The sequence below is a fragment of the Vibrio fortis genome (genome assembly GCF_024347475.1).
GTDB lineage: Bacteria > Pseudomonadota > Gammaproteobacteria > Enterobacterales > Vibrionaceae > Vibrio > Vibrio fortis.
Map to the genome: position 1 here is coordinate 1,990,640 of NZ_AP025487.1, position 26,863 is coordinate 2,017,502.

Here is a 26,863-nt window from a genome sequence, read left to right on the forward strand (position 1 = left end):
TATCCTTTCGTTTCTTATTTAGTGGCCAGCCACATCTTTGGCGTGGTTCTGGAAGAATTTGGTTAGAAGCTCTAAGTCTTCAGCGGAGATATCAGTACGATCACCCATGCCTTTCGCCACTGGGCCCCAAGCATTAACGGTAAAGTGACCCGCTGGAATTTTTGCGTGGCAAGTTGCACAGTAAACATTGTCGAGTTCTTCTGCGTAGTCCCAGATAGGCTCAAGAGAGTCCAACACATCGGCATCGATCTGCGCGGTAATCACTGCCGTTCGCCACTCATTACCGTATTCGTCTGCGCGGTACTCGCCAGTTTCTACTGCGTTTTGGCCAGCTTCTGTCAGCATCGCGACAATCGCGCGTTGACCTTCGCCGTAGTACAGCACCTGCTCAGCACCTTTCATTTGATAAGCGTGCAGTTCTACTGTGCGCTCAGTGCCTTCTGTTGAAACAACATCCAATTTCGCAGTCGGATTGATCGTGCCAAGCTCGCCCATCTCGATAGTTTCTACCGGGTAAACAACTTTTGCGTCTGGTGCAGTTTTCTCTGTGAACGCCATGAGGTTATCGAACGCTTCGCTATCCATTTCAGGTTCCGGAGCAAAGTGCGCCACACCTTTATGACAATCGATACAGGTTTGATTGTTCTCTTGAGCGTAAGCGTGCATTTTGGCTGCATCTTCAGACTGCTCATAACTGTCCATCGCATCAAAGGTATGACACGAGCGGCAGGTGGCAGAGTCATTTTCACGCAGCTGTGCCCACACTGTTTCAGCCATCGCCATACGGTGTTCTTCGTACTTCTCTTCGGTATCAATCTTACCGGTCACAAATTCGTGATAAATGTCCTTAGACGCGCGAATTTTTGTGATTACGTAGTCAATTGAGTCCGAAGGAATATGGCAATCTGAGCATTCAGCTCGAATTCCTTTGGCGTTACTGAAGTGAATTGAACCTTCATACTCTTCGTATGGGATCTGCATGGTGTGACAAGAAACGCAGAACTCTGTGCTTGATGTGTAGTGCATGACCGCAGCCGTGCCCCCCAACGTCAACCACCCAATTCCTATGCCTACCGCCGCGATAACAGCGATATAACGTTTTTTAATAGACATATTTAGTAATCATCTTTAACAATTGGTTGCAATTGCGATCAGAGTAATACTTTAGGGTTAGTCCTTATTGATTTATGTCATAATTAGTCTTTTTTGATAATAAATATACCGTACAGTGGGAGCCAGGTTGTAGATTTACAATTCAATGAATGCGCACCCAATACAAATATCAATAGACCCTTACCCATCCCATAGCCAGAACAAATAAATTCAGCGATATTCATTACAAGAAAAGCCCCTTTGTTTGGGGCATATCAAGTTAAACCCTCGTTAAGTCAGGTAAAGTCATCGGCGATTTACGTACTATGAGACAATCATGAGTCACTCTGAACTTTTGCAAAAAATTGCTGGTTTTACCCGTATTGAACAAGCGCTTGATTATTTTGAGATCGGTTTTGATAGTCGGTTTATTGAAGAGAACCGAAGTGAATTAGTGAAACGCTTTAATGGTTATCTGATTTTGACAAAACCAGATGATTGGTTCTCAGGACGACGAGCATTAAAAAATGCGTACTGTAAGGTTCAGCGTAGCAAGCTAGACAAACATACGCGCTCAGCATGCCGTGGTTGTACATCTTGTCAGCGTCGCTAACCTTTTCTGAGTAGTTTGCTTGAAATGAAGTGTGCTAATCTTAGTGCAACTCAACCACGAGATAATAACTACAATGAACATTTTCAGTAATTTTGAAAGCGGCAATATTAATGTCGTTAATGCAGATTCTCCACAAAACATCCAACTGACTATCCCAGCGGATAAACACACAGACATTGCTCAATGGTTTCATTTCCGCTTAGAAAGCGATGCGCAAGTTTCTCACCATTTTGAAATCCAAGGCTTAGCAAAGTCTGCCTACCCTGAGGGTTGGAAAGACTACGATGTTGTTGCTTCTTACGATCGCGAAGAGTGGTTCCGCATTCCAGCAAAATTTGATGGCGATACACTACAATTCGACATCATTCCTGAGCATGAATCTATGTTCTTTGCGTATTTCGCACCTTACTCTTATGACCGCCACCAAGACTTACTGCACAGTGCTCAAACGCACCCTGCTTGTAAGCTTGAAACGCTAGGTGTGACTAACGACAACAACGACATCAGCCTACTGACCATTGGCGAACCAAGCCCAGAGAAAAAGAATATCTGGATCATTGGTCGTCAGCACCCAGGTGAAACAATGGCAGAATGGTTCATTGAAGGCTTCTTACAGCGCCTTCTTGATGAGACAGATACCGTTGGCCGCGCCCTACTCGATAAGGTTGTGATTCGTGCAGTACCAAATATGAACCCAGACGGCAGCATCCGAGGTCACTTGCGCACCAATGGTTTAGGCGTAAACCTGAACCGCGAATGGCAAACACCATCAATGGAGCGTAGCCCAGAGGTTTACCTAGTTCGTGAGCGCATGTTGGAGACTGGTGTTGATATGTTCTTGGATATTCACGGCGACGAAGCAATCCCATACAACTTTGTTGCGGGTAGTGAAGGTATTCCTTCTTACGATGCTCGTTTGCAAGGTTTGGAAGAGCACTTCAAACAAGCACTATTCACTATCACACCAGAATTCCAAGACGAAGTTGGTTACGATAAAGATGAACCAGGTAAAGCAAACTTAACCGTTGGCTCGAACTGGGTAGGTGAGCAGTTCAAGTGTCTTTCTTACACGGTTGAAATGCCTTTTAAAGACCACATTAGCCATGCAGACGAGCTTTACGGCTGGTCGCCAGAGCGCAGCGTGGCATTTGGTCACGATATGCTAGCGGCAGTTTGGGCAACAGTACCAAAACTGTAACCCATTTAAGCTATGTACGAGTAGCTCTATAGATTTATCGCAGCTATGGATACAAAAAGCCCGAGAGTCACTTCACTCTCGGGCTTTTTATTGTTCTTTATTATGCCGCTCTTAAACTTGCGAAAAATGCGGGGTAACGTTGGCGAATATGTCGTTGTTCAGACACCATGTCTTTAAAGCTTGGCCCACGAGACAATTGAATGATCACTTCATTACCATCAAAGCGTAATACCGCGCCTGTAACATCGACTCGCTTTTCATCGTGCAGATCGAGCGTACCCGCCATAGAGAGCCCACGATAAAAATGACTGACATTCCGAGTCATAACACGCACGCCTTTCTCAGATACTTCGCTCACTTGAAAGAGCTCATCTTTGATACGCATGATCGGCCTAGCGCCCTTTGGGTATTTTAAGCGATAGTACTGGCGTTTTTGGGTAAACGACCCGTCACTCATTTATCTGTCTCCCTACACATGGCACCAATTAAGCGCCAAATTCAATATCCACCTAACAAATGAAGATAACATAAATCATCATTAGATTTAATTATCGACAACGCTCGTCAGACCTTTAGCTAAAATATCAACAAGTGTTGAGACAGAGTTCGCATTCCGTTCATCAAGGTGATCAGTCAGTCGGATGAAAGCACATAGCTTTGACTTGCTAAAATGGTTCACTCTGCACATATCCGCTGTTAGACTCCTTTCCCTCTTTTCAATTGGTTCACACTATGACGTTCAAATCTCTAAACCTGTGTCCTGAGCTTATCGATGCTCTTCCTAAAGCTCTACAACAACCAACCGAGATCCAACATAAATCGATTCCAGCGATCTTAGATAAAAGAGATTTACTGGCACTGGCTCAAACGGGTAGCGGGAAAACACTTGCATTTGGTTTGGGTGGGTTACAGAACCTTGAACGTGATATCAATGCTGTTCAAAGCCTGATTGTGGTGCCAACTCGTGAACTGGCCAACCAAATATCTTCTTCATTAACGCCCTTTGCAAGCGCGCTCTCCATTCGTGTTGCAACCTTCATAGGTGGCATGAGTGAAGAGAATGTTAATGATGCTCTAAGCAGTAAACCACAGATGGTCGTGGCCACGCCTGGCCGTTTAGTACCCTTGATTGAACAAGGTTTATTGTCACTGTCGCATTGCCAGGCATTGGTGCTAGATGAAGCTGACCGCCTGTTGGACATGGGGTTTTGGCCTGACATTCAAGTGGTCAAAAAATCCTTGCCGGCAAAACATCAAACTCTACTGTTCTCCGCGACACTACCAAGCGAACTCGAGCACCAAGCTGATGAATTGCTATTCAAGCCTCTAAAAGTCAACGTTCATCCAAAAAACAGCGTGGCTCAAAACATCAAAGAGACACTGTACTTAGTCAACAAAGGCAGTAAACCCCAAGCGCTTATCAGCCTATTGCAGCAGTACAAAAACACTCAATCTCTGGTTTTCATCGGAGCTAAAGACAACGCGGACGCTCTGACCAAAAAGCTTAAGAAAGCCAAACTCAACGTAGAAGCACTACACGGTAATAAAAGCCAAGAAGAGCGCAGCCAGATTCTCGAAGATTTCAAAAAAGGGCGTATTGAAACGCTGGTTGCAACCGACGTGATGGCGCGTGGTATCCATATTGATGCTCTACCTCTCGTGATTAACTTCGAATTGCCAACGCATTCGGCAAACTATGTCCATCGTGTTGGGCGCACAGCTCGGGCTGGCGCTACTGGTCATGCAATTTCATTAGTGAGTCACAGTGAAGCTGAAACTTTAAATGCAATACGCCAGTTAACAGAGCGAGCGTTACCTGTTCAGTCATTAGAAGGCTTCCCAGTAACAGATAAGCCTGCTACTGAAGGTACACAACGTAAACGCCCACCAAAAGACAAACAGGCAAACCGTCGCACAGCTAAGAAAAAGAGCATTAAGCAGTTCAAGAGTAAAAACTCACGTTAATCAAGCGCGAGAGCAAGCCATCGCTCACTGCAAAACAATAGCGCTTTTATTCAAAAATTGTACATTCATTCAAAGCCCAGCTCAGAACTGGGCTTTTTTACACCTGAACCGCGCAAAATAGTCATCTTCACACATATAAAATGCCTTATTTTGAGGCTCGGATTTATGCTGTTTTAAATTACATTTTTATGAATAACGCACTCAACTGATTGATTCCTCGTTGGTCAAAAAAAATACTTCAAAATCGCGTTGACGGTCACAAAACCACCAACTAGATTTTTCTATTAGTGTCTATAACCAGGAGGTCATTGAAATGAAACGTGCTAGCTCTGCATACCGATTACAACTGATTAAAGAAGTAGCGACCCGACGCGATCGTCAGCGTTCTAATGACCCGATGGCTAACTACATTCAAACGCTATTAGATAATAAAGATGAGAGTGACAGTTCTGTAGAACGCAATCACCGATTCAGTGGTAATCACTTTGATGAGCATATTGGTGGTTGGGTAAGCGATCACTGGGGATCTAAATAGTTAAAGCCCAAAAGAGAGAATCCCATGCTTTACGTGTTTTACATACTTTAAATACATAAAAGCCACCGTTGGGTGGCTTTTTAGCCTTCAGTTATTATGTGTATTTCTGGATAGCGAAAATAGATTACTGAAACGGCATATCTGAGAGGTGAGATAGCACTTCCATTTGCTCTTCTTCAGTCATACTGTGCCAATCACGCGCGACTCTTTCAGGGTCGTCTTTATCTTCAATACTTTCTTTATCGAGCGACTTTATTGGCTGGCTCTTAATTTTACTCTCTTTTTTACTCATACCAACATCATCCCTTCTGGCATCGTATTCTCTTTAATATTACACCTGCCGCTCGATGTAAAGAGTTTGTTAAAAACAGGCTGTATGAGTCGCAATTATCCAAAAAGATCTTGTTGCGGGCTCATTGCCTCTTCTAATGATTGTTCCGGTTTCGATCCATTGTTCAACTGAGCAAGGCGTTTTCTTCGATATCTCTGCCGGCACAATTTAATTACATGTAGCTGTTGAGCTGGCGTCATCGACATCCAATTGAAACGCTCTTCCCGCTTTCGCATGCAACCATTGCAATAGCCTTTTTCATCCGTTGAACATACTCCCACACAAGGGCTTGGAACTTGAAAAAATTCTAACTGCTCCACGACTCCTCCTGAGTACTCTATGTGCCTGATTCTATGATTATAAAATCATCGAAACTAACGAAAACATACTAAACTATGACCGTATACTGACACATATAGCGTTTTGTTAACTATACTTTTCACCAATCAAGTTACGCATCTTTGGTAACTTCGTTTATTCCTTTGGAGCCATATTATATGAAGTTTAGTTCAAAAAAATTACTAGCAGTAACCGCTTTACCTATCATGCTTGCTGCATGTACAACAACAGGTGATGACGCAATGCAAGTAACAGCTACCGATCTACAGCACCATAATTGGGAACTGGCACAAATCGACGGCAAAGACATTGAGAAAAGCGAACACGAAGCAGCACCTCGTCTAGAAATCGGCGAAAAGCTGACAGCTAACGGCATCGCTGGCTGTAATAATTTCTTTGGTCAAGGCGAACTGAAAGACGGTCAATTCCGCATTAAACAGATGGGCATGACAATGAAGATGTGTCACGGTGCGGCAATGGACATCGAACAGTCGGTTTCTGCAACACTTGCAGAGTGGAGTGACGTAACTCTGACCAAAGATACACTGGTACTGAAGAACGACGTACATACTCTGACTTACACGCTAAGTGATTGGAAAAACTAATCCCAATAACGTGTTATTTTGAATTTTAAAAAGGAGCCATTTGGCTCCTTTTTTCGTACCTGAAGGGTATTTCTCAATCATTTGAAAAATTTCCATTTTTTCTGCAATTATTTACTCAAAAACTCGGTCATAGGTAAGGTCACATAATTCAATAAGTAATCCTTTGAATTTACTATTGAATTAGAAATTATTTCAGAAACAGATAGAATAACCTAAAGGATGTAACAAATGCATTGCCCTCGCCCGTTCACAAAAATATGGAAAAGTTTATGAACAAAATAGTTAGTACGATTGGAATACTGGCCGCAACTGCTTATAGCACAACACTTTATGCAGATGACACAAGCACTCAAGACTGGAGTCAGATCGAACGTGAAGCCGAAGGACAAACCGTCTATTTTCACGCTTGGGGTGGTAGCCAAGAGATCAATCGCTATATCCAATGGGCAGGCAAGCAACTGCAACAAAACCATGGCGTGACACTTAAGCACGTTAAAGTAACCGATATTGCAGAGACGACCACTCGTTTGATAGCAGAAAAAGCCGCAGGCAAAAACAGTGGTGGCAGTGTCGATATGGTCTGGATCAACGGTGAAAACTTCCGTTCAATGAAAGACAACGCTCTTCTATTCGGCCCATTCACTGAGACGCTACCTAACTGGCAATATGTCGATAAGTCGCTACCGATTGATGTTGATTTCTCAGAGCCGACTGAAGGCCTAGAAGCGCCTTGGGGTGTTGGACAACTGGTCTTTATCCACGACCAAGAAACGTTGAACAACCCACCTCACTCTTTCTCTGAAATGCTGAGCTATGCACAAGCGTACCCTAACCGCTTAAGCTACCCGCGCCCACCAGAGTTTCACGGTACCAGCTTTGTAAAATCACTTCTGATCGAGCTGACAAAAAACGATCCTGCACTGGCTAAACCAGTTGATGAAAAAACATTCCAAACCATCACTCAACCACTGTGGGCATACCTCGATGAGTTCCACAAGGTTGCATGGCGTGGTGGTAAACAATTCCCTGCCGGTACATCTGAAAGTATTCAACTTCTTGATGATGGCCAGATCGACCTAGCCATCACTTTTAACCCTAATGCGGTTTTCTCTGCTCAAGCTAACGGTACACTTGCAGAAACAACCAAAGCGTTTGCTTTCGAAAGTGGTGCACTATCTAACATTCACTTTTTAGCCATTCCTTGGAATGCAAACGCATCGGCAGGCGCTCAAGTTGCGATCAACTACCTATTGAGCCCAGAAGCCCAATCGCGCAAGGGCGACCTTAATATTTGGGGTGACCCGTCAGTGTTAAGCAGTAAGTACCTAACTGGAAGTGCTCGCAATACTCAGCAGTTCAAATCGGTAGATGAGCCGCACCCAAGCTGGCAAACCGCACTCGAGTCTGAGTGGTTAAAGCGCTACGGTAACTAAGTTTGATTCTTCACGCTCTATATTTTGTTGTTATAGCGGTGTGCATTCTCCCAACTATCCCAGGGGTAGTTGGGGTTATTGCTTCATCACTCAGTTACATACCCCCGCTGGGTTTAGAACAGTTTTCTACCGTAGGCTTCCTACAAGTATTCTCGTGGGAAGGCGTATACCACTCTATTGGGCTTACAGTTAGCTCAGCAGTTGTCAGTAGCTACCTTGCCTGCTTTCTTACTTTCTGTATTCTTCAAGCCACTTGGGACAAACCGTTTTGGCGTAAAATAGAACTTACGCTCTCCCCTATGCTTGCAATTCCTCATGTCGCCTTTGCGATTGGATTTGCCTTTCTATTTGGCCCTAGCGGTTTAGGAATGAGAACGCTACACAACATCGTCGGAGAAACATCAACCAACGGTGAACTTGCTTTGCTCGTCAAGGACCCTTATGCCCTTGGCTTGATTGTGATGTTAGCGTTAAAAGAGATCCCGTTTTTGCTGTTAATGAGTATCTCGATTCTGCAGCAGTTAGACATTCCCAAAATCACCAAAGTGAGCGCGTCACTCGGTTACAGTCGTTCACAGATCTGGTGGAAGTGTGTGTTCCCACAATGGTTCAATAGATTACGCTTTCCTATGTTGGCAGTACTCGCTTACAGCTTATCCGTCGTGGATATAGCGCTTATCATAGGTCCAACAAACCCACCGACTTTTGCTGTTTTAGTGTGGCAATGGTTTAACGACCCAGATCTCAGCTTATTGCCAAGAGCAGCTGCGGGTGCCATTGTTTTATTTGGCTTAGCTAGCTTGTTAATTGTCTTTGCTCGACTGGTTGAATGGTCCATTCTTAAATGCTTCCGCGGCTGGCAAGTGTCTGGCCGTTCAGGCCTTACTCTACCCGGACGTAGTCTATTTTCTTTCTTGGCACTACTGACTGCAGCAATGTTCCCTTTGATGTTGCTGTGGAGTGTTGCTCAACGTTGGCGTTTTCCAGACCTATTACCAAGTCGATACAGCACTCGCTTTTGGGAATACGAGTGGGATGCAATAACGAGCACCATAGGGCAAAGCCTGTGGATCGCCTTCATGTCGGCGACTATCGCCTTAGTGTTGGCACTTATTGCTCATGAATATCGTATTCGACATCGCTGGCAGGTCCCGGGGTACATTATTGCTATTCCGATGCTGATTCCTCAGCTTTCAGTACTGTTCGGTATGCAGGTAACAACTCTTTATCTCAATAGCACCGCTTATGAGTTTTGGGTTATCTGGTCGCATGTATTTTTTGCTTTCCCGTTCGTCTATTTGTCATTAGATGGCCCTTGGCGCAGCTTTAAACCAGGATTGATTAAGGCGGCTCTAAGCCTTGGAAAATCGCCACTTAGAAGCTGGCTCACCGTTAAACTGCCAATACTCCTGCCAGCTATGGTTTTTGCTTGGGCTGTGGGGATTAGTGTGAGTCTCGCTCAATACCTACCAACCTTGATGTTGGGTGCGGGACGAATCAGCACCATTACAACGGAAGCAGTTGCACTGACAAGTGGGTTCGATCGTAGAGTCACTGCTATCTATGCCATTTGGCAAGCATTACTCCCTCTATTCTTTTTCTCATTTGCGATTCTTATTAGCCGCTTACAGGTAAAGTATCGCCGACTTTCATTCAAGGGTTTATTGCCTAATGAGTCTATCTCTCAAAGACCTCGCCATCCATAAACTCGATGGTAACGAACTGTTTTCGTCACTTAACCTCCATTTGGACGCTGGTGAAGTGTTGGCGCTAATGGGCCCGAGTGGTTGTGGAAAATCAACTCTGCTGGATGTGATTGCAGGTCACCTTAGCAACGAGTTTAAATACACAGGACAAGTCCACGTCAACAACGCGCGAATTGATCAAATTACTCCTCACCAACGTGAGGTAGGGATCCTATTTCAAGACGATTTGCTATTTCCTCATCTAAAAGTTTGGGAGAATTTAGCTTTTGCGTTGCCAAATAGCATTAAAGGGAAAGAGCGCCAGAAACGCGCATTTGATGCCCTTAAAGAGATTGAGCTAACAAGGCTTGCAGACTCTTTCCCAGATCAAATCTCGGGAGGACAGCGAGCACGAGTCAGTTTGACCAGAATGCTCCTCGCCAAACCTAAAGTCGCGTTATTGGATGAACCTTTCAGCAAACTCGATCCTGAACTGCGTGTTCAATTTCGTGATTGGGTCTTTGAGCAGTTGAGCAAAGCGAATATTCCAACCTTAATGGTGACCCATGATGAAACAGATATTCCACCCACCGCGCGAGTACTGAATTGGCCATGGAGCACTGAAAATGCTAGATAAGTATTCTATTAAGGTGATTCGCTGGCCTTTAACACAATCAGCTAAAGTGTTGAACGGCGCTGGCATCACGGCCAATCAAACGACATTTTTTGGATTTTTGATTGGCTGTTTAGCCTTCCCATCGCTTGCTTTTCAACAATATGACTTAGCATTATTGTTTGTAGTGTTAAATCGTATCTGCGATGGGCTTGATGGCGCTCTTGCTCGCATCCAAGGAATTACCGATGCCGGTGGCTTTCTCGATATCAGCCTCGACTTCTTGTTCTATTCGTTGATACCGTTTGGCTTTGTGATTGCGAACCCCGATGCAAATGCCGTTGCGGGTGCCTTTCTGATTTTCTCCTTCATAGGTACCGGCAGCAGCTTCTTAGCCTTCGCGGTCATGGCAGGCAAGCAAGGAATAGAGAACCCAGTCTATAAGCATAAATCTTTGTACTACATGTCGGGTTTAACCGAGGGAACAGAAACCATCGCTTGTTTCATCGCTTTCTGTATTTGGCCGCAACATTTTGCCGTAATCGCCTACGCGTTTGGCGCTGCGTGTTGGTTGACTACTTTTATGCGTATCTACTTTGGTTTTCAAACGCTCAATAATGTAAAAGCCTAAATCGCTTCGAAACAAATAACACTGATGCAAAAAAAGCGCCGCGTTACCATTGAGTAATGCGGCGCTTTCATTTTCGTTTAGCTATAGCTCAGTGCTATTCTGCAGCTTCTAACTTAAAGCGAAGTACTTTCAGGCTCGAATCAGCATCAACATCGACAAACTCTGGTGGGTTTGGTAAGCGTTCTAGATATTTCACATTCGGCGCTTCTTCCGCCATGGTATCCATCAGAAAGTTAGGTGAAACCATCGGAGAGTTCACACAAGCGATCACTTCTCCGCCCTCTTTAAGAAGTTCAGGTAGACGACGCAGAATTCTCTTATAGTCTTTGGTCAGTGCAAAGCTGCCTTTCTGGAAAGATGGTGGGTCGATGATCACCAACTCGTATGGACCACCTTTCTTGATTTTTCCCCAACATTTGAAGATGTCATAACCCAAGAAGTTCACTGAGCGCATGTCATGTTCATTTAATCGGTGGTTGTCGCGACCTTTGCTTAATGAACCACGAGACATATCTACGTTAAGACACTGACGCGCACCACCCGCTAGCGCAGCTACAGAAAAGCCACAGGTGTAAGCAAACAGGTTTAATACGTTCTTACCTTGAGAGTTCTCTTGAACCCACTGACGGCCATTACGCATGTCTAAGAATAAACCGAAGTTCTGGTTGCGACCGATGTTCAACTGGTACTTAAGACCGTGCTCAATAACAACTGGTGATGAGTCTAGTTCACCCCAAATCACTTCCGATGGGCTGCCCTCAGTATAGCGATGTTGCAGCACAACACTTGTGCCCTGTTTCTGTTGCCAAATCGGCTGATCCGTCAGTTTAAGAAGGCCCTCTTTCAACACAGATAGGAACTCTTCATCGACCTGTTTGAAAATGTTCACCAACAACTGACCATCGACCCAATCACACGTTAGTTGCTCTAGGCCTGGCCAATATTTACCACGACCATGGAAAATACGACGTAGCTCGTTAGGTACTTCATTTAATTGTTGTTCGATATGTTCAAAAAATACCGGTAAAGCAGATGCTTCCATTATATCTCTCACTTAATGTTTAGCTTTGGCCACGCCAGTGACCAAGGTTCAAGCCAAGTATCCAAACCTGTCGATACCGCCTCATGCGACCATTTTTGACCTAGAGATTGGTGTGCTCTCGGGTCGCACACATATTGGTATGCTTGAGATTGATAGGTAAATCGAATCGCAAAGGCATGCAGATAGCCACGATCAGATTGACTTGAAGAATTATAAATTGGGTCGCCAACGATCGCCGAACCTATCGACTTCATCGCCACGCGAATTTGATGAGTGCGCCCCGTGTACGGCTTACAAAGCAGCAGTCGTTCACCTGGCTCTGCCGCCGCCGATAAAAACTGGGTCACCGCTGGGTTTTGCTTGCTGTTGATCAGCTTCCAACTTGAGCGTCGAGAGCGCTCCATGTCACCCACGATCAAGCCCTGTTTCTTTTTCGGCTTCTTAGAGCCTATTGCAAGGTAGTACTTTTCAACCTCTCGGTTCGCAAACAACTGAGACAGCTCACTGGCCGCTGCTGCATGTTTTGCGAGCAATAGAATACCTGACGTCATTTTATCTAGACGATGCACAAGATAGAGCTTTTCAATGTTGAGTGATTTTGCTACCTCTTGAAGCAGCATAGTATCACCGTCATCCTTGTGGACACTCACGCCCGGATGCTTATTGATAAGTAAAAAATCTGAATGGTTTACAAGAATATCGAACATGAAAAGGCTTACTCCGTAATCGAGCGTGAAGTATACCTTGTCTAACACCAGATAACAGTAGTGAAAAAGCCCACGACTGAGTGTTCGACAATCGTGGGCTTGATAGCTGTTATCCGTTTTGTGAAGCCGGCTAAGCCAGTTTAAATTGAGCCAGTAGCCCTTCTAACTCTTGAACCTTAGCGTTTAGACTCATCGTGCTCTCAGAGCTGCGTGTTGCCAACTGCAATGAAGATTCTGAGATATCACTAATAGCGGTAATATCGGCAGCAATCTCTTTGGTTACCGCTGTCTGCTCTTCGGCAGCCGTTGCAATAGAATTAACCATGCTTTGAACATTAGCCGCACCATTTACAATCGCTTCCAACGCTTGCACTGCGCCAGAACTCTGTTCAACGCCAATATCAACTAAACGGCAGTTGTCTTGGGTATAAGTTACCGCTTCCTGAGTGCCTGATTGAATCGCTTGGATGATACCTGATACTTCTTGAGTCGCTTTAGTCGTGCGCTCAGCAAGCGCTCGTACTTCGTCCGCTACAACCGCAAAGCCACGACCAAACTCACCAGCACGCGCAGCTTCGATCGCCGCGTTCAACGCCAATAAGTTGGTCTGCTCGGCAATGTCTTCAATCACTTTAATGACACTACCAATCTGCTCACCATGTGATCCAAGCGTATTCATTTGCTCTGACATTTCACCCATTTGTGCAGAAACCTGCTGAATACTTGTCACCATTTCAACGATAACTGATCGACCATCTTCTGCTGATGTCTCAGAGCGACGCGCTTCTTCATAAGTCGATGTACCTTGCTGGGCAACTTCAGAAATTGTTAGGCTTAGCTCTTCTGCTGCGGTTGCAATCAGCGTTGCTTTATCTGCCTGTGCTGAGGCACCTGAAACAATGTCTTGGCTGATCGACGAAAGCTCACCCGTTGCGGTTTGCACTTGATTTGTCACAGACGAAATAGAGCCGATCAAGCCAACCAAGGATTTCTGCATCTGGTTAATAGACTGACCAAGGTGAGCTAGCTCGTCATCCGAATTATCCACAATGTCTTCTGCGGTCAGATCGCCGCTCGCCACTTTACGTGCTACCTGCTCTACTTTGGTTAAGCGGCTGGTAATTGAATTTGACAATAGATAAGCGATCACAGCACCGGCAGCAATAGAGATGGCCGTTAAGATCAAGATCATACGTTCCATTGCTGTAAATGAGTCTGTTAGAGCAAGTAAGGCTTTATCCGTTTGCACCTCTTCTGCCATTGACGCCTCATCTAATAACGCTTCTATCGGAACCAAGTGTTGTTCGTAAAGAGAACGTAAATCGCGAATATTATCCAAGAAAGCCGCTTCTTGATTCGCTTTTGGCGCAATCTGGTTTTCAAACGCAGTATTGAACTCCTTCATCAAGCTTTCAACACGCTCGATTCGGCGGTAATCAGGCGTCCCCACGCTCTCCAGCGCTTTCACCTTATCAATCGCTTCGAAGAACTGCCCTTTGTTTGCTCGGTAATCGTTAAACGCACCATTCACATGGGTTACAGTCCCCATCGCATCGCGATAGACGTCCGCCGTTTCATCTACAAGTACGAGATAGTTGACTAACTCAGGTACATCATCCATGCGTATTTCGTCGGCTACTCGGTGTGAGCCAGTTACTTCAATCCAGACAAATGCCACCAATACAATCATTAGCGCCAATATAGAGCTAAAGCCTGCATATAACTTTTTTCTTACAGACAATTTCACGTTTCACCTTCCTAAGGGAGTCAATATTCACTTCGCATATCTTTATGCTTAATCTATATCGACAACTATGCGAATAACTTTAGAAAAAACCGTACGAAAAACCCTATAAATAAGAAAAGGTTAGAAATAAAGCAAAAAAAAAGCGAGAGCCCTAAGACTCTCGCTTTCTGTTGATTTTGACTTTTAAGGTCGCGATTACAATTTCTTAGAAATTACCGCTGAACCTGCAATGATACCGATACCTAGTAGCATGATTGCACCTTTACCGCTATCGAAGCCAGAAGAGATACCCATGAATGCAACGATTGCGATTGCTACTGGGATTACAAACTTAACTAGGTTGTACCATAGACCGAATAGTGGGAAAGATACTTCACCGTCGTTAGTGATTTCTTTCTCTAGGTCTGCACGGTTTAGTCTCCAACCAGCGAAGATACATACCAACATACCGCCAACTGCTAGGAAGATCTTATCAGTTAGAAGGTCGAAGATATCAAACGCACCAGTGTCGAATAGTGTTGGACCAACGCCACCTAGAGATAGAGAAGCGAAGATACATAGTGCAGCCATTACAACACTCGCAGAGATTACTGCTGTTACACGCTTCATGCCTTTCTCATCGATTAGGTAAGAAACCACAACCTCTAGTAGAGAAACTGAAGATGTTAGAGCCGCAACACTTAGACCGATGAAGAACATAAGTGCGAATAGAAGACCGATTACGCCGCCCATTTCAGCAAATAGCTGAGGAACAACTACGAATACTAGACCAGGACCTGCTGCTGGCTCCATACCGAATGCGAACATTGCTGGGAACATTGCAACACCAGCTAGGATAGCAACACCAGTATCCATCGCTGTAACCATAGCGGTAGTTTGAACTAGGTTTTCTTTCTTCTTAAGGTAAGAACCGTAAGTCAACATACAACCCATACCTAGAGATAGTGAGAAGAATGCTTGACCAAGTGCAGCAAGAATTACGTTGCTGTCTACCTTAGAGAAATCAGGGCTGAATAGGAACTCAAGACCAGCCATAGAGCCAGGAAGCGTTAGACCTTTGATCGATACTACGATTAGGATCAGGAATAGCAGCGGCATTAGAACCTTACCTGCTTTCTCGATACCGCCCGAGATACCTTTCATAACGATAACAACGTTAAGTAGTAGGTATAGGCCCATCCACATTAGTGGTTGAACTGGGTTAGAGATGAAACCGCCGAAGCTGTCACCGATTGCTTCAGGTGCGTCTAGAAGACCACCAGCAATCTTACCGATGTAAGCAATAGACCAGCCGCCTACTACAGGGTAGAAACCCATGATAAGTAGACCACTCACTACGCCGATAACACCAGCGAACGTCCAACGACGGTCTGTTGATTTAAATGCACCTACTGCTGATTTTTGCGTATGACGGCCGATAGCAAATTCAGTCAGCATTACACTGAAACCGATGAAAATTACGAAGAATAGGTAGATTGCAACGAAGGCACCGCCGCCGCTCTCACCTGCTGTGTATGGGAACTTCCAAATATTACCTAGACCAACAGCAGAACCTGCTGCAGCCATTACGAATCCTAACTTCGAACCCCAGGTATCACGAGGCTTTGTGGTTGTATTACTAGTAGCCACTTTAACTCCAAAATTTGTATGTTGTGTAATGTTGTGTTTGCTTTGGGTGGCGTCTTATAAAAAGAAGGTGTAAATCTTCGTTTACATCCTAAAAAATTTGATTGACGCTCGTTGTATAGCAAGTAAACCAGTTTAAGATTAAAATTGGAAGCCCGAACCGTACATATTTCGTTACCAATGTAAAATATTATGGTTAAATGCCGACTTTTCATACAAAACAATCGTTTTCGTCTTAAGTTAACTAAAACTTAACAACTTTACTCTATTTACAGCCTTTACTCTAATTTGTAAATAGTTGTTCTGTAAAATTCCCAAATTGTCAAAATAGCATTACTATCTAAGTGTCTCTTTTTTCGAGTATTAGATGTGGAAAAGCTCTATCATTTCTTAACTTTGGCCGCGGTTGTGCTCTATTGGGTGCTGGTTGCGGGTGTAACGCTTCGAGTCGTACTAAAACGACGCTCGGTTAGCGTCTCTTTATCTTGGCTACTCGTTATTTACATTGTTCCAATCGTGGGCGTTGCTTGTTATTTCCTATTCGGTGAATTGAATTTAGGAAGAAAAAGAGCAGAACGCGCCCAGCGTATGTTTACACCTTTTGGTGATTGGTTCCGACAGTTGAACCACTGCCAAGTGCATGTACCTGGCAAAGTCGGCTCACCGATCCACAAAATTGATGAACTGTGTAACAACCGCATGGGCATTCCAGCTTTAAGCGGCAACACCCTCTCTTTGCAATCTTCCCCCTATGAGATCTTACATTCGATCATCGAAGACATCGAAAATGCACAAACTAGCATTAAGATGGTGTTCTACATCTGGCACCCAGGCGGGTTAACGGACTCTGTCGCTTCCGCTTTGATACGAGCGGCAAAGCGTGGCGTCGACGTTAAAGTGTTATTGGATTCGGCAGGATCTCCTCGTTTCTTTAAGAGCCACTGGCGCTCTATGATGCGCGATGCGGGCGTTCAGGTTGTCCAAGCTCTTGAGGTAAGCCCTTGGCGTATGTTCCTGCGCCGTCTAGACCTTAGACAACATCGCAAGATTATCGTGATTGATGAAACCGTCGCCTACACAGGTTCCATGAATATGGTTGACCCTGCGCACTTTAAACAAGGTGCTGGTGTTGGACAGTGGATAGATGTGATGGTGCGAGTAACAGGACCGACGGTTAATGTCTTGTCTGCCATACATGGCTGGGACTGGGAAGTTGAAACCGGCGAACGTATTTTACCCGCTCTGCCCGAATGCAAGGTAGACGAATCAGAAGTTCAACACCCGGTTCAAGTCGTGCCCTCGGGTCCCGGAATGCCCGAGTATTTGATTCTACAGGTGTTAAGTATTGCGATTAACCAAGCCAATCGCTCGGTTCGAATCACCACACCTTACTTTGTGCCGAGTGCCGATCTACTCGAAACTCTTAAGATGACTGCACAACGAGGCGTAAACGTGGAACTCGTGATTCCGCACAGTAACGACTCTCTGATGGTTAAGTGGGCATCTCGCGCATTTTATACCGAGCTGCTTGAAGCTGGCGTTAAGATTTACGAATTCTACGGCGGCTTACTGCACACCAAGTCGGTAGTGATTGATGAGGAGTTCTGCCTTATTGGTACGGTAAACATCGATATGCGCAGTTTCTGGCTTAATTTCGAAGTAACTCTAGCCGTCGATGACGTGGACTTTACGCGCCAGCTCGCAGACCTTCAAGAATCATATATTGAAAGTTCTCATCCAGTTAGCCTCGATAAATGGCAAGAACGAAGCCTTCAATCACGCTTCTTTGAGCGTCTATTTTACCTGTTCAATCCATTACTCTAGCTTTTGATTCCTCTCTACAATTTCTTTTGCAGACCCTTTTTCACTAAAGGGTCTAGTTAATTCCTAAAAACTCTTCAACTTCCCTTGCTTTCGTACCCAATGGCATGTTTTAAATAAAGGATAATAGATTGATAAGGAATTCAGAGTATGTCCGAAAGCAAAACAACAAAACTGATCACAGCGGGCCGCGATAAAAAGTGGACTAATGGTGTGGTTAACCCACCCGTTCAGCGTGCATCAACTGTTGTATTTGATACCGTTGCAGACAAACACAAAGCAACCGTAAACCGTGCCAACAAAACTCTATTCTACGGCCGTAGAGGCACCAACACCCATTTTGCTTTCCAAGACGCAATGGTCGACCTTGAAGGCGGCGCAGGCTGTGCACTTTACCCTTGTGGTACAGCGGCAATTTCTAACGCCATCCTCTCGTTTGTTGAAACAGGCGACCACATTCTGATGGTGGATACGTGCTACGAACCAACACGCGATTTTTGTGACACCATAATGAAAAAAATGGGCGTAGAAACGACCTATTACGAGCCAACCATTGGCGAAGGCATTAAAGATCTTATTCAACCAAACACTAAGGTCTTATTTACTGAATCTCCAGGCTCCATCACCATGGAAGTTCAAGATATTCCTACACTGGCTCGTATTGCTCATCAGCACGATATTATCGTTATGCTCGACAACACGTGGGCCGCGGGCGTGAACTTCTCGCCATTTGACTTCGGAGTCGACATCTCGATTCAAGCAGCAACCAAATACATCGTTGGTCACTCAGATGTCATGCTTGGCACTGCTGTTGCCAATGAAAAACATTGGGACCAACTTCGCGAGCAAAGCTATCTAATGGGGCAATGTGTGTCACCTGATGATGCTTATCTTGGACTACGTGGTATTAGAACGCTGGATGTGCGTTTGCGCCAACACGCAGAGAACAGCTTAAAAGTTGCTCAATGGCTACAAACTCGCCCTGAAGTTGATCATGTTCGTCACCCTGCTCTAGAGAGCTGCCCTGGTCATGAATTCTTTGAACGTGATTTCACTGGCGGTAATGGTCTGTTCTCGTTTGTACTTAAAACAAGCTACCCACGAGCTACGACGGCACTACTGGATGGTATGAAGCACTTTAGCATGGGTTATTCTTGGGGCGGTTTTGAAAGCTTGATTCTCGCTAACGAACCGAAAAGCTTTGATAGCTTGCGCACGGTAGCAAACCCGAATTTCGAAGGTACGCTTATCCGACTACATATCGGCCTTGAAGATGTTGAAGACTTAATTGCTGATTTAGAAGCCGGCTTTGAGCGCTACAACGCACTGCTGTAGACCGCAGGTCTAATTTCAACCCTAAACTAAAAGGCAGCCACCGGGCTGCCTTTTGATTCTCTACTTTTAGATTTTCTTTTCAGTTACTTGATTAATTCACTTGGTAACAAATCGAGTTAAAGATCTCTGACCGGTTATCATTGAAGAGATAAAGATAGTCATCCAACACTTGATAGTGGTAATCGATCGTGATCCCTTGATACTCACGGTATTCTGCGTTGATCACCGGATCAGGATGCTCAGTTGCGGTTCGTACATCAACAATGGTCATTGATAGACGGTCACCCTGTTGTTTGTAGTATCCGTTATACAAATTTTCTACCACATGACTCGATTCATCTTTGTCCGTAATAGTGACAAACTCTTTAATACTGAATGTTTCATTCGATTGAAAAGTGAAAATCATCCTTTCATAGAGCGATTGATATGGTTCAAAGGCTTTAGAAAGGAAATCCGTTTTCATGGTTTTACAATGCCAGCGGCTACCAGAGAGAGACTCTTTCTCCAGCATAAAGCTCATACCCGCAGTAAAAATCAAGACTGCTAAAATTATAATCCGCATAGGTAATCTCTGGTCGCTACATATTTTTTGAAAGAGTCGAACGATGTTTTAGGGTCGAATACCGACACGATGTAGTTGAATGACTGCCCGTTTTCTTTTTGTACAAACATACTCAAAGCATCATTTTCTGGCTCATCAACCGAAGGGTAGATACGGACGAAAACACGTAGGTGACAGTGCTTAGGCAACATTGTTGTAAGAGTGAGTTCAAGCTCATCAATCGAGTAACGCTCCTCTCTCACAACATGGAGATAATGTTGATTACTGTTATCAATATAACTGGACGAATACTGCGACTGATCGACAAAGTAAGGTAGCGAAGAGTCAAAGGCGCGATATAAATTAAACGCGATAACGGAAATACAAAGAACAGCGATGACATAAAACCCAATATTGGTGGCTCGGCCATTTTGAATCGATAACGTCTTTGTATTTGAACTGGTTTTCTCTAACGGCTCTCCTGCTACTTGTAGAACGTCTTTAGCAGAAGAGGTTTCTGGTTCTCGCTCAGATTCAATTCCAACATCCGAGTCCGACATTCGTTGAGGTTGGATAGGTGTCGATGAAGATATTTCGAGTGAATAGCCTGTTTTGCTCACGGTTCGAATAACGGCGCAATCACACGTCACTTTTGCGAGTGTTTTTCGCAGCTTGGATACTACATTAGTTAGCGCTTGTTCAGAAACAATGACATCGCCCCAGCACTCTTTGAAGAGCGCACTGCGCTCTACGCAATCGCCTACATTTTGCAATAAGAAAACAAACACTTTGCCTTCAAGTGGAGAGAGGGTTTCAATGTCACCATCATTGAAGTGAAACTGCCTACGTAGTGGATCGTAGGTTGCCTCACATATTTGATAATTCTGTCTTTTCACATTCTTTTATAAATCTATATCACTGGCCGCATATAATATTGAAAAGTATAGAAAAGAATAGTCTATTTTCCACTAACGACTAAATTACCCTCGCTTTATCGTTGCTTTTTTGGGCAATCAATCAGATGGTCGTTTACCATGCCTACCGCTTGCATAAACGCATAGCAAATTGTCTCCCCTACAAACTTAAAACCACGCTTTTTGAGGAACTTGCTCATAGCCTTAGATTGTTCAGTTAAAGCAGGAACTTGAGACATTTCTTGCCAGTTGTTCATAACCACTTGATGGTCAACAAACTGCCAAAGTGCGTCAGAAATAGAGCCAAACTCCTTTTGTAACTCAATCGCTGCACGCGCATTAGTAAATACAGAAGCGATTTTTCCTTTATGCTTAACCACGTCATAACTCTCAATGATACCAGCGACGTGTGATTCATCCATTTCTGCTAGAGCCTCTAGATCATACTCTTTAAATGCCGCTCGATAACCTTCTCGCTTCTTCAAGATCGTAATCCAACTCAAGCCAGCTTGCGCCCCTTCAAGCGTAATAAACTCAAACAGAACCTGATCATCGTGAACAGGAATACCCCACTCGTTATCGTGATACTCCCTTTCCAACTCGTGCTTCAATGCCCACGCACAGGTTTGTTCAGTTTGTTGTGTCGTCATTGTTGTTCTCCCTCGCGGTCAGCATAGCGACCAAAAAATAGTGCCCCTTAGTGGGGCACTATAGTCTTTAACTCAAAATGAAAATGTTATACCACTTTGATTTTGTGGAACATACGATACAGAACCGGAACCACAATCAGTGTTAACACTGTTGCAAAGCCTAGACCGAACATGATGGTTACCGCCATCGGCTTAAAGAAAATATCCGGTAACAGCGGAATCATGCCCAGAATGGTCGTGATCGCAGCCATACATACAGGTCTTACACGACTTAATGCCGCATCAACCACTGCGATGTAAGGTTCTTTCCCTGACTTCATCTCAATATCGATTTGGTCGAGCAGTACGATCCCGTTTTTAAGCAACATCCCCGATAAACTCAAGAAACCAAGCAGCGCCATGAAGCCAAACGGCGTATTAAGCACCAGAAGACCGGTTGTTACACCAATCAATGCCAATGGTACCGTTAGCCAAACAATCAACGGCTCTTTTACTGAGTTAAACAAGAACACTGTAATCAAGAACATGAAAAGGTAACCCATAGGCATAGTGGTAAACAGCGACGCTTGTGCATCTGCAGAAGACTCGTATTCGCCACCCCATTCCAACGAGTAACCAGGTGGAAGCTCTATCGCTTCAATCTGTGGTTGTAGACGTTTCTGTAGAGTCGCCGCTGTCTCTTCACCCAACAGGTCTGGGTCAGCCATGATCGTCAGCATACGCTTACGGTTCTTACGGATGATCAACGGGTCTTCCCATTGCATCTTGTAACCTAAGGTCACTTGTTGCAGTGGAATGAACTCACTCAACGCTGGACTCCAGATTTTCATCCCTTCGATATTTCGAATGTCGATACGCTCATCGTCCGGCAATCGTGCAACGATAGGCATCAATGTTGTACCGTCACGGTAAACACCGATGGACTTACCCGAGAATGACATCGCGAGGAAGTCATCCACATCAGACTTAGTAATACCGTAGCGACGCGCCTGACTTTCATTGAATTGAGGCTCTAGCACCTTAGTACGCTCACGCCAGTCATGACGAACATTGAATGCACCTGGATCGGCATGCATGATATCTATCACTTGAGCCGCAATTGAACGCAGCACCGTTGGGTCGGAACCTACGATACGAGCTTCAATCTTCGCACCGCCACCTGGACCTAATTCAATCTGTTTCAACTTGTAGTCTATTTCAGGGAAGCTCGCATCTACGTACTCTCTAAAGCGCTTCATTAACGGAGCAAGAACATCATAACTCTTCACACGCGTTGTAATTTCACCATAAGCGCTGTAGCTCTTCTCTGGCGCATAGGTCAGCATGAAACGCTGCAAACCTTTACCTGCGGTGGTTGTTATGTGTTCCACTTCCTCTTGCTCAGATAACCAGTTCTCTAGCACTTTAAGTTTAGTATTGGTTGCGCGAATATCAGTTCCTTCCGGCATCCACACGTCCACTTGGAACATAGGAGTTGTTGATGATGGGAAGAAGGCTTGTTTGACGAAACCGAAACCATACACGCTCGCGCCTAAACCAATCACTAAAACGACCATGGTTAGCCACGCGCGCTTCATACAGAACTCAAGGAACTTTTTGTAGATAACAAAAACCATCCCGTTGTATGGGTCTTTGCCTTCACTGTCCGGATCAACTTTCTGCCCTTTAAAGAACAGATCAGCAAAGAATGGAGTAATTGAAATCGCAGTAAACCAGCTCAACATCAATGAGATAAGCAGTACCGTAAACAAGGTGCCACAATATTCACCGGTTGAGTCCTCAGAGAGCCCGATAGGTGCAAATGCTGTCACCGCGATAACAGTCGCGCCCAACAGAGGCCATTTGGTTTGAGTAACAATGTCGGTGGCAGCCTGCATACGCGTTCGGCCTTTCTGTGTGCCTATGAGTATGCCCTCGACCACCACAATGGCATTATCCACCAGCATCCCCAGTGCAATAACCAGAGCCCCCAGTGAGATACGTTGCAGGTCGATTTTAAAGTACTGCATGAAGATAAAGGTGCCTAATACCGTCAGCAATAGAATCAAACCAATCAATAAGCCTGATCTCAGCCCCATAAAGAACAGCAGCACCACAATTACGATAGCAACGGCTTGCCCTAAACTGACCACAAAGCCACTGACCGACTTTTCAACCTCTTTCGGCTGGTTATAGACCTCTGAAATATCAATACCGATAGGTTGTTGGTATTTCAGTTCAGCTAAGCGTCGATCAAACGCTTCACCGACAGCCACTACGTTAACCCCTTGAGCAAACGAGATACCCATGTTGAGCGCCAGTTTACCGTTGTAGCCGATGATATTCGTCGGTACTTCGATGTAACCACGCTTAACCTCAGCCACATCTTTCAAGTAGATAAGACCTTGAGCGCCCCCCTCCGTCAGAATTAAATCCCCGAGCTGTTCTACATTCTGGAACTCACCTGTCGGATGAATGCGGATATATTCATTACCGATACGCACCGCACCTGCATCAGATACGACGTTTTGTGTCGAAAGGAGATTAAAAACGGTATTTGGAGAGAGGCCTAAAGAGCTGATTTTCTTCATCGAGATTTCAATGAAAACTTGCTCTTGTTGCGCGCCAGACACCGATACCTTACTCACCCCGTCTACCAGTTCTAATTCACGGCGAAGGTAGTCGATATAATCGAGAAGCTCTTTGTAGGAGTACCCTTCACCAGTAACGGCGAGTAGGATCCCGTATACATCACCAAAGTCATCGATCACTTGCGGCTCGTTAACCCCCGGTGGCAACTGACCTTTGAGGTCGTTAACCTTCCGACGCAACTCATCCCAAATCTGTGGAAGATCATCAGGGCCGTAGTTGTTTTTCATTGTCACAGTAACCTGAGACAACCCTCGGCTTGAAATCGAGTTCACTTCATCAACATAGGTAAGTTGTTGGATCGCTTTCTCAAGCGGATACGTAACCTCTTCCTCAACCTGTTGCGGCGTCGCACCCGGATAAGAAGTGACGACCATTGCGTCTTTGATCGTAAACGCTGGATCTTCTAATCGACCTAACCCAAAAAACGCTGAGACACCACCAATCAAGAAAATGAGTGATAGCATCCAACTGATCACCTTATTGCGAATGAAATATGCCGCAACTCCTGTTACTTCATCATCGCTTTGAGACTTGTTATTCACTTCACTCATTATTCGTCTCCTGAGACAATACTTCCACTGTCATCCCATCTCTTAATTTCGACACACCTGCGGTTACAATGCGCTGCCCAATTTCTAAACCTTTAACGACTTGCAGAGTTGTTTGATTGGCTTTACCTAAAACGACCTGTTGCTTAGTCACGGTGTCATCGTCATTGACGACCCAAACATAAGACTCTTTGTTTTCAAGTGAGTCACCATCAGCATTAAACACCGATTCAATTGGGATAAGTACCCCCGCTTTAAGCTCCAAGCCGATATCACGACCGTATGAAGTCACCTCTACCGCCATACCATCGAGAATGAGGTCATCCTTCGGCATTGGTAGCGCGAGAGTTACAGTAAATGTGCCTGTGCTTGGATCAGGCTCGGTAGTGAACTCCTTGATTCTCGACTCATACTCATTGCCACTAGGAACACGCACCAAAGCTCGAATATCGGAGACCAAAGTTTCAGTCGGTTGGTTGACGTAAATACGATCCGGCAGTTGAATTACAACCTCTACGTCTTCCACACTGTGAATATTCACGATTTGCTGACCAACCTGAATGTTCTCGAATTGGTCGACGCTAACGCGAGAAATGATGCCATCAACTGGCGCTCGTAATTTAGTAAAAGAGAGGCGTAATTTCGCAAGCTCAAGCTCAGCAAACGCTATTTGGCGCTGTGCTGCAATTTCATCAAACTGGGATTTCGCCAATAAGCCTTTCTTAACCAGCGGGCTCGAACGTCTATATTGATTATTGACCACGGTGTAACGAGCCTGAGCGTTATCAACCTCTAGTTGATAATCGGTTGGATCAAGCTCGGCAATGATGTCGCCCTCTTTAACACGCTCACCCTCTTTTACGGTCAGTCGGTTAATTTCACCCGCTACGCGAAAGCTAAGGTGCGCTTTTTCAGCTGCATTGGCGACTGCCGGGAAGTAGAGCTTGTCATGAAAGTCGAGCACTTGTACTTCCATCGCTCGTACCAAGGGTGCACTGATTTCTGACTTGACTTCGGCACGCTCACAACCGACAAGCAATGCGATACATGAGAGCCCGATAGCTGTTTTAATATTCTTCATATTAGAGCCCTCTCTCTTTAACCCATTCGCGAACTTTCTCGCCAGACTGCAGTTCATTCACACCGGAAGTAACAATGCGGTCGCCATCATTTAAACCGGAAACGATATGACGTTTTTCATCAGTCACTATCGCAACTTTCTCAACAATGCCGTCACTATTTACACGCCACACATAGGTATCGTCATTTTCAGTGATCATCGCTGCGCTAGGTATTTTAGTCGCCGCTCCTCGGTTAGAAGAGAGATACACGTTACCCGACATGCCAGGCAGAATGCCGATGTCTGTTGGACGCTCCATGACCATGGTCACTTTATAAGAACCGGTTTTAGGGTCTGCCTCAGTATCTACTTCTTGGAATGTCAGTGGATAGGAGTAATCAGGGAAAGCATCAAACACCATCTTAGACTCAGTTTCGAAGCCCGCTGAGTAGCGTGTGATTAATTGATCAGGAAGCAGAAACACAACCTTCATAATCTGGTTGGTTTGAATATTCATGATGCCTTCTTTAGCAGCGACATATTCATGATTTTCAGCGGGAATAATTGATATGGTGCCATCGTAAGGCGCTACGAGTTTGGTGTAGCGTAGATTAGCCTTGGCTTGGTCTAATACCGCCTTTGCAGAGTTGTGATTAGCTTTAGCTTCATCAAAATCTTGTTCGGAAACAACGCGGTCTTTGCGCAGTTTCTTAGCGCGCTCAAACTGAACATCCGCTAACAGATAATTTGCTCTCGCCTGTTTTTCTAACAGTTGATATTCATCTGGGTTGAGCACAGCGAGCGTGTCACCCTTATTCACGACTTGACCTGCAGTCACCTCAATATTTTGTAATAACCCAGGGACACGAAATGCAAGGACTGCTTTATCACCGGCTTCTGTTGTGGCTGGAAAGTCGCGTTTAAAAGTGTTGTTGCCGACAGAAACAGTGAAGAGTTTGGCAGGTCGAGATTCAGGTTCGGGGACAGGAGGCAGCTCCTTACCACACCCAGACAGCCCTGCTAGCGCTGTCATAAGGACAAGGGAGGCTTTGTACATTTGAGATCATCCATATCTATAAATATTTTATTAACATAGATTAATCACATCTAACTTACCAGTTAATGTCCGGAATTATTTTGAGAAAATATCCAAAAAAAATAACGGCTTGGACGATATTCATCCAAGCCGTTATAAGAAGAT

At 44.8% G+C, this 26,863-nt stretch carries 25 protein-coding genes; 11 read left to right on the forward strand and 14 right to left on the reverse strand.

Annotated features, from left to right (window positions below; genetic code table 11):
- Positions 1 to 18 precede the first annotated feature (18 nt).
- Positions 19 to 1,113 (reverse strand): NapC/NirT family cytochrome c, encoded by a 1,095-nt coding sequence (locus tag OCV50_RS08565; protein ID WP_261902793.1) that lies wholly within the window; start codon positions 1,111 to 1,113, stop codon positions 19 to 21.
- Positions 1,114 to 1,429: 316 nt separating this feature from the next.
- Here OCV50_RS08565 and OCV50_RS08570 point away from each other — a divergent pair, with 316 nt between their 5' ends.
- Together OCV50_RS08570 and OCV50_RS08575 are read left to right on the forward strand one after the other, a co-directional pair.
- On the forward strand, positions 1,430 to 1,705 hold the full coding sequence (locus OCV50_RS08570; protein ID WP_239842780.1) for a nitrogenase-stabilizing/protective protein NifW: 276 nt from the start codon (positions 1,430 to 1,432) through the stop codon (positions 1,703 to 1,705).
- A 73-nt stretch (positions 1,706 to 1,778) separates the two neighbouring features.
- Positions 1,779 to 2,903, forward strand: coding sequence for a M14 family metallopeptidase (locus OCV50_RS08575; protein ID WP_261902794.1), 1,125 nt, complete (start codon positions 1,779 to 1,781; stop codon positions 2,901 to 2,903).
- 100 nt (positions 2,904 to 3,003) lie between these two features.
- Here OCV50_RS08575 and OCV50_RS08580 read toward each other — a convergent pair whose 3' ends face one another.
- Positions 3,004 to 3,360: a PilZ domain-containing protein gene (locus OCV50_RS08580; RefSeq protein WP_239842778.1), complete on the reverse strand. Its 357-nt coding sequence runs from the start codon at positions 3,358 to 3,360 to the stop codon at positions 3,004 to 3,006.
- 275 nt (positions 3,361 to 3,635) lie between these two features.
- Between OCV50_RS08580 and OCV50_RS08585 the strand changes: the two genes are divergently transcribed.
- Positions 3,636 to 4,868: a DEAD/DEAH box helicase gene (locus OCV50_RS08585; protein WP_261902795.1), complete on the forward strand. Its 1,233-nt coding sequence runs from the start codon at positions 3,636 to 3,638 to the stop codon at positions 4,866 to 4,868.
- Between the two features lie 313 nt (positions 4,869 to 5,181).
- The gene (locus OCV50_RS08590) at positions 5,182 to 5,403 is read left to right on the forward strand and encodes a hypothetical protein (RefSeq protein WP_032552151.1); all 222 of its coding nucleotides are present in this window, start codon (positions 5,182 to 5,184) and stop codon (positions 5,401 to 5,403) included.
- Between the two features lie 124 nt (positions 5,404 to 5,527).
- Here OCV50_RS08590 and OCV50_RS08595 read toward each other — a convergent pair whose 3' ends face one another.
- On the reverse strand, positions 5,528 to 5,695 hold the full coding sequence (locus OCV50_RS08595) for a hypothetical protein (RefSeq protein WP_239842776.1): 168 nt from the start codon (positions 5,693 to 5,695) through the stop codon (positions 5,528 to 5,530).
- 95 nt (positions 5,696 to 5,790) lie between these two features.
- Entirely contained in the window at positions 5,791 to 6,054 is a 264-nt protein-coding gene (locus tag OCV50_RS08600) for a DUF1289 domain-containing protein (RefSeq protein ID WP_261902796.1), read from the reverse strand.
- 177 nt (positions 6,055 to 6,231) lie between these two features.
- Here OCV50_RS08600 and OCV50_RS08605 point away from each other — a divergent pair, with 177 nt between their 5' ends.
- The 5 genes from OCV50_RS08605 to OCV50_RS08625 all read left to right on the forward strand — a co-directional run bounded on the left by OCV50_RS08605 (position 6,232) and on the right by OCV50_RS08625 (position 11,040).
- Complete coding sequence (locus OCV50_RS08605; RefSeq protein ID WP_239842774.1) at positions 6,232 to 6,678, forward strand: META domain-containing protein; 447 nt, start codon at positions 6,232 to 6,234, stop codon at positions 6,676 to 6,678.
- A gap of 269 nt (positions 6,679 to 6,947) precedes the next feature.
- The gene (locus OCV50_RS08610; RefSeq protein ID WP_261902797.1) at positions 6,948 to 8,111 is read left to right on the forward strand and encodes an ABC transporter substrate-binding protein; all 1,164 of its coding nucleotides are present in this window, start codon (positions 6,948 to 6,950) and stop codon (positions 8,109 to 8,111) included.
- A 5-nt stretch (positions 8,112 to 8,116) separates the two neighbouring features.
- Complete coding sequence (locus OCV50_RS08615; RefSeq protein ID WP_261904146.1) at positions 8,117 to 9,817, forward strand: ABC transporter permease; 1,701 nt, start codon at positions 8,117 to 8,119, stop codon at positions 9,815 to 9,817.
- Entirely contained in the window at positions 9,783 to 10,433 is a 651-nt protein-coding gene (locus tag OCV50_RS08620) for an ATP-binding cassette domain-containing protein (RefSeq protein ID WP_261902798.1), read from the forward strand. Before OCV50_RS08615 ends, OCV50_RS08620 begins: the two co-directional genes overlap by 35 nt.
- Positions 10,423 to 11,040, forward strand: a complete 618-nt coding sequence (locus OCV50_RS08625; protein ID WP_261902799.1) for a CDP-alcohol phosphatidyltransferase family protein — start codon at positions 10,423 to 10,425, stop codon at positions 11,038 to 11,040. Before OCV50_RS08620 ends, OCV50_RS08625 begins: the two co-directional genes overlap by 11 nt.
- 94 nt (positions 11,041 to 11,134) lie before the next feature.
- Here the strand turns inward: OCV50_RS08625 and OCV50_RS08630 are convergent, their stop codons facing one another.
- The 4 genes from OCV50_RS08630 to OCV50_RS08645 all read right to left on the reverse strand — a co-directional run bounded on the left by OCV50_RS08630 (position 11,135) and on the right by OCV50_RS08645 (position 16,165).
- Positions 11,135 to 12,082, reverse strand: coding sequence for a class I SAM-dependent methyltransferase (locus OCV50_RS08630; protein ID WP_261902800.1), 948 nt, complete (start codon positions 12,080 to 12,082; stop codon positions 11,135 to 11,137).
- Positions 12,083 to 12,090: 8 nt separating this feature from the next.
- The gene (locus tag OCV50_RS08635) at positions 12,091 to 12,789 is read right to left on the reverse strand and encodes a TIGR01621 family pseudouridine synthase (protein ID WP_239842769.1); all 699 of its coding nucleotides are present in this window, start codon (positions 12,787 to 12,789) and stop codon (positions 12,091 to 12,093) included.
- A 130-nt stretch (positions 12,790 to 12,919) separates the two neighbouring features.
- Positions 12,920 to 14,536 carry a methyl-accepting chemotaxis protein gene (locus tag OCV50_RS08640; RefSeq protein WP_239842768.1) on the reverse strand — a complete coding sequence of 539 codons (1,617 nt, stop codon included), beginning with the start codon at positions 14,534 to 14,536 and terminating at the stop codon, positions 12,920 to 12,922.
- Between the two features lie 195 nt (positions 14,537 to 14,731).
- On the reverse strand, positions 14,732 to 16,165 hold the full coding sequence (locus OCV50_RS08645) for a sodium-dependent transporter (RefSeq protein ID WP_239842767.1): 1,434 nt from the start codon (positions 16,163 to 16,165) through the stop codon (positions 14,732 to 14,734).
- Between the two features lie 366 nt (positions 16,166 to 16,531).
- Here OCV50_RS08645 and cls point away from each other — a divergent pair, with 366 nt between their 5' ends.
- Both cls and OCV50_RS08655 read left to right on the forward strand, forming a co-directional pair.
- On the forward strand, positions 16,532 to 17,986 hold the full coding sequence (gene cls, locus OCV50_RS08650; protein WP_261902801.1) for a cardiolipin synthase: 1,455 nt from the start codon (positions 16,532 to 16,534) through the stop codon (positions 17,984 to 17,986).
- A 147-nt stretch (positions 17,987 to 18,133) separates the two neighbouring features.
- Positions 18,134 to 19,318 (forward strand): cystathionine beta-lyase, encoded by a 1,185-nt coding sequence (locus OCV50_RS08655; RefSeq protein WP_261902802.1) that lies wholly within the window; start codon positions 18,134 to 18,136, stop codon positions 19,316 to 19,318.
- 91 nt (positions 19,319 to 19,409) lie between these two features.
- Here OCV50_RS08655 and OCV50_RS08660 read toward each other — a convergent pair whose 3' ends face one another.
- The 6 genes from OCV50_RS08660 to OCV50_RS08685 all read right to left on the reverse strand — a co-directional run bounded on the left by OCV50_RS08660 (position 19,410) and on the right by OCV50_RS08685 (position 26,719).
- A complete protein-coding gene (locus OCV50_RS08660) occupies positions 19,410 to 19,880 on the reverse strand; it encodes a hypothetical protein (RefSeq protein WP_261902803.1) in 471 nt (156 codons plus the stop codon).
- Complete coding sequence (locus tag OCV50_RS08665) at positions 19,868 to 20,755, reverse strand: winged helix-turn-helix domain-containing protein (RefSeq protein ID WP_261902804.1); 888 nt, start codon at positions 20,753 to 20,755, stop codon at positions 19,868 to 19,870. Before OCV50_RS08665 ends, OCV50_RS08660 begins: the two co-directional genes overlap by 13 nt.
- 95 nt (positions 20,756 to 20,850) lie before the next feature.
- Positions 20,851 to 21,423 carry a DNA-3-methyladenine glycosylase I gene (locus OCV50_RS08670; RefSeq protein WP_261902805.1) on the reverse strand — a complete coding sequence of 191 codons (573 nt, stop codon included), beginning with the start codon at positions 21,421 to 21,423 and terminating at the stop codon, positions 20,851 to 20,853.
- An 86-nt stretch (positions 21,424 to 21,509) separates the two neighbouring features.
- Positions 21,510 to 24,605: an efflux RND transporter permease subunit gene (locus OCV50_RS08675; RefSeq protein WP_261902806.1), complete on the reverse strand. Its 3,096-nt coding sequence runs from the start codon at positions 24,603 to 24,605 to the stop codon at positions 21,510 to 21,512.
- Complete coding sequence (locus tag OCV50_RS08680; RefSeq protein WP_261902807.1) at positions 24,598 to 25,683, reverse strand: efflux RND transporter periplasmic adaptor subunit; 1,086 nt, start codon at positions 25,681 to 25,683, stop codon at positions 24,598 to 24,600. The genes OCV50_RS08675 and OCV50_RS08680 overlap by 8 nt, the downstream gene beginning before the upstream one ends.
- A gap of 1 nt (position 25,684) precedes the next feature.
- Positions 25,685 to 26,719, reverse strand: coding sequence for an efflux RND transporter periplasmic adaptor subunit (locus OCV50_RS08685; protein ID WP_239842759.1), 1,035 nt, complete (start codon positions 26,717 to 26,719; stop codon positions 25,685 to 25,687).
- Positions 26,720 to 26,863: the final 144 nt, after the last annotated feature.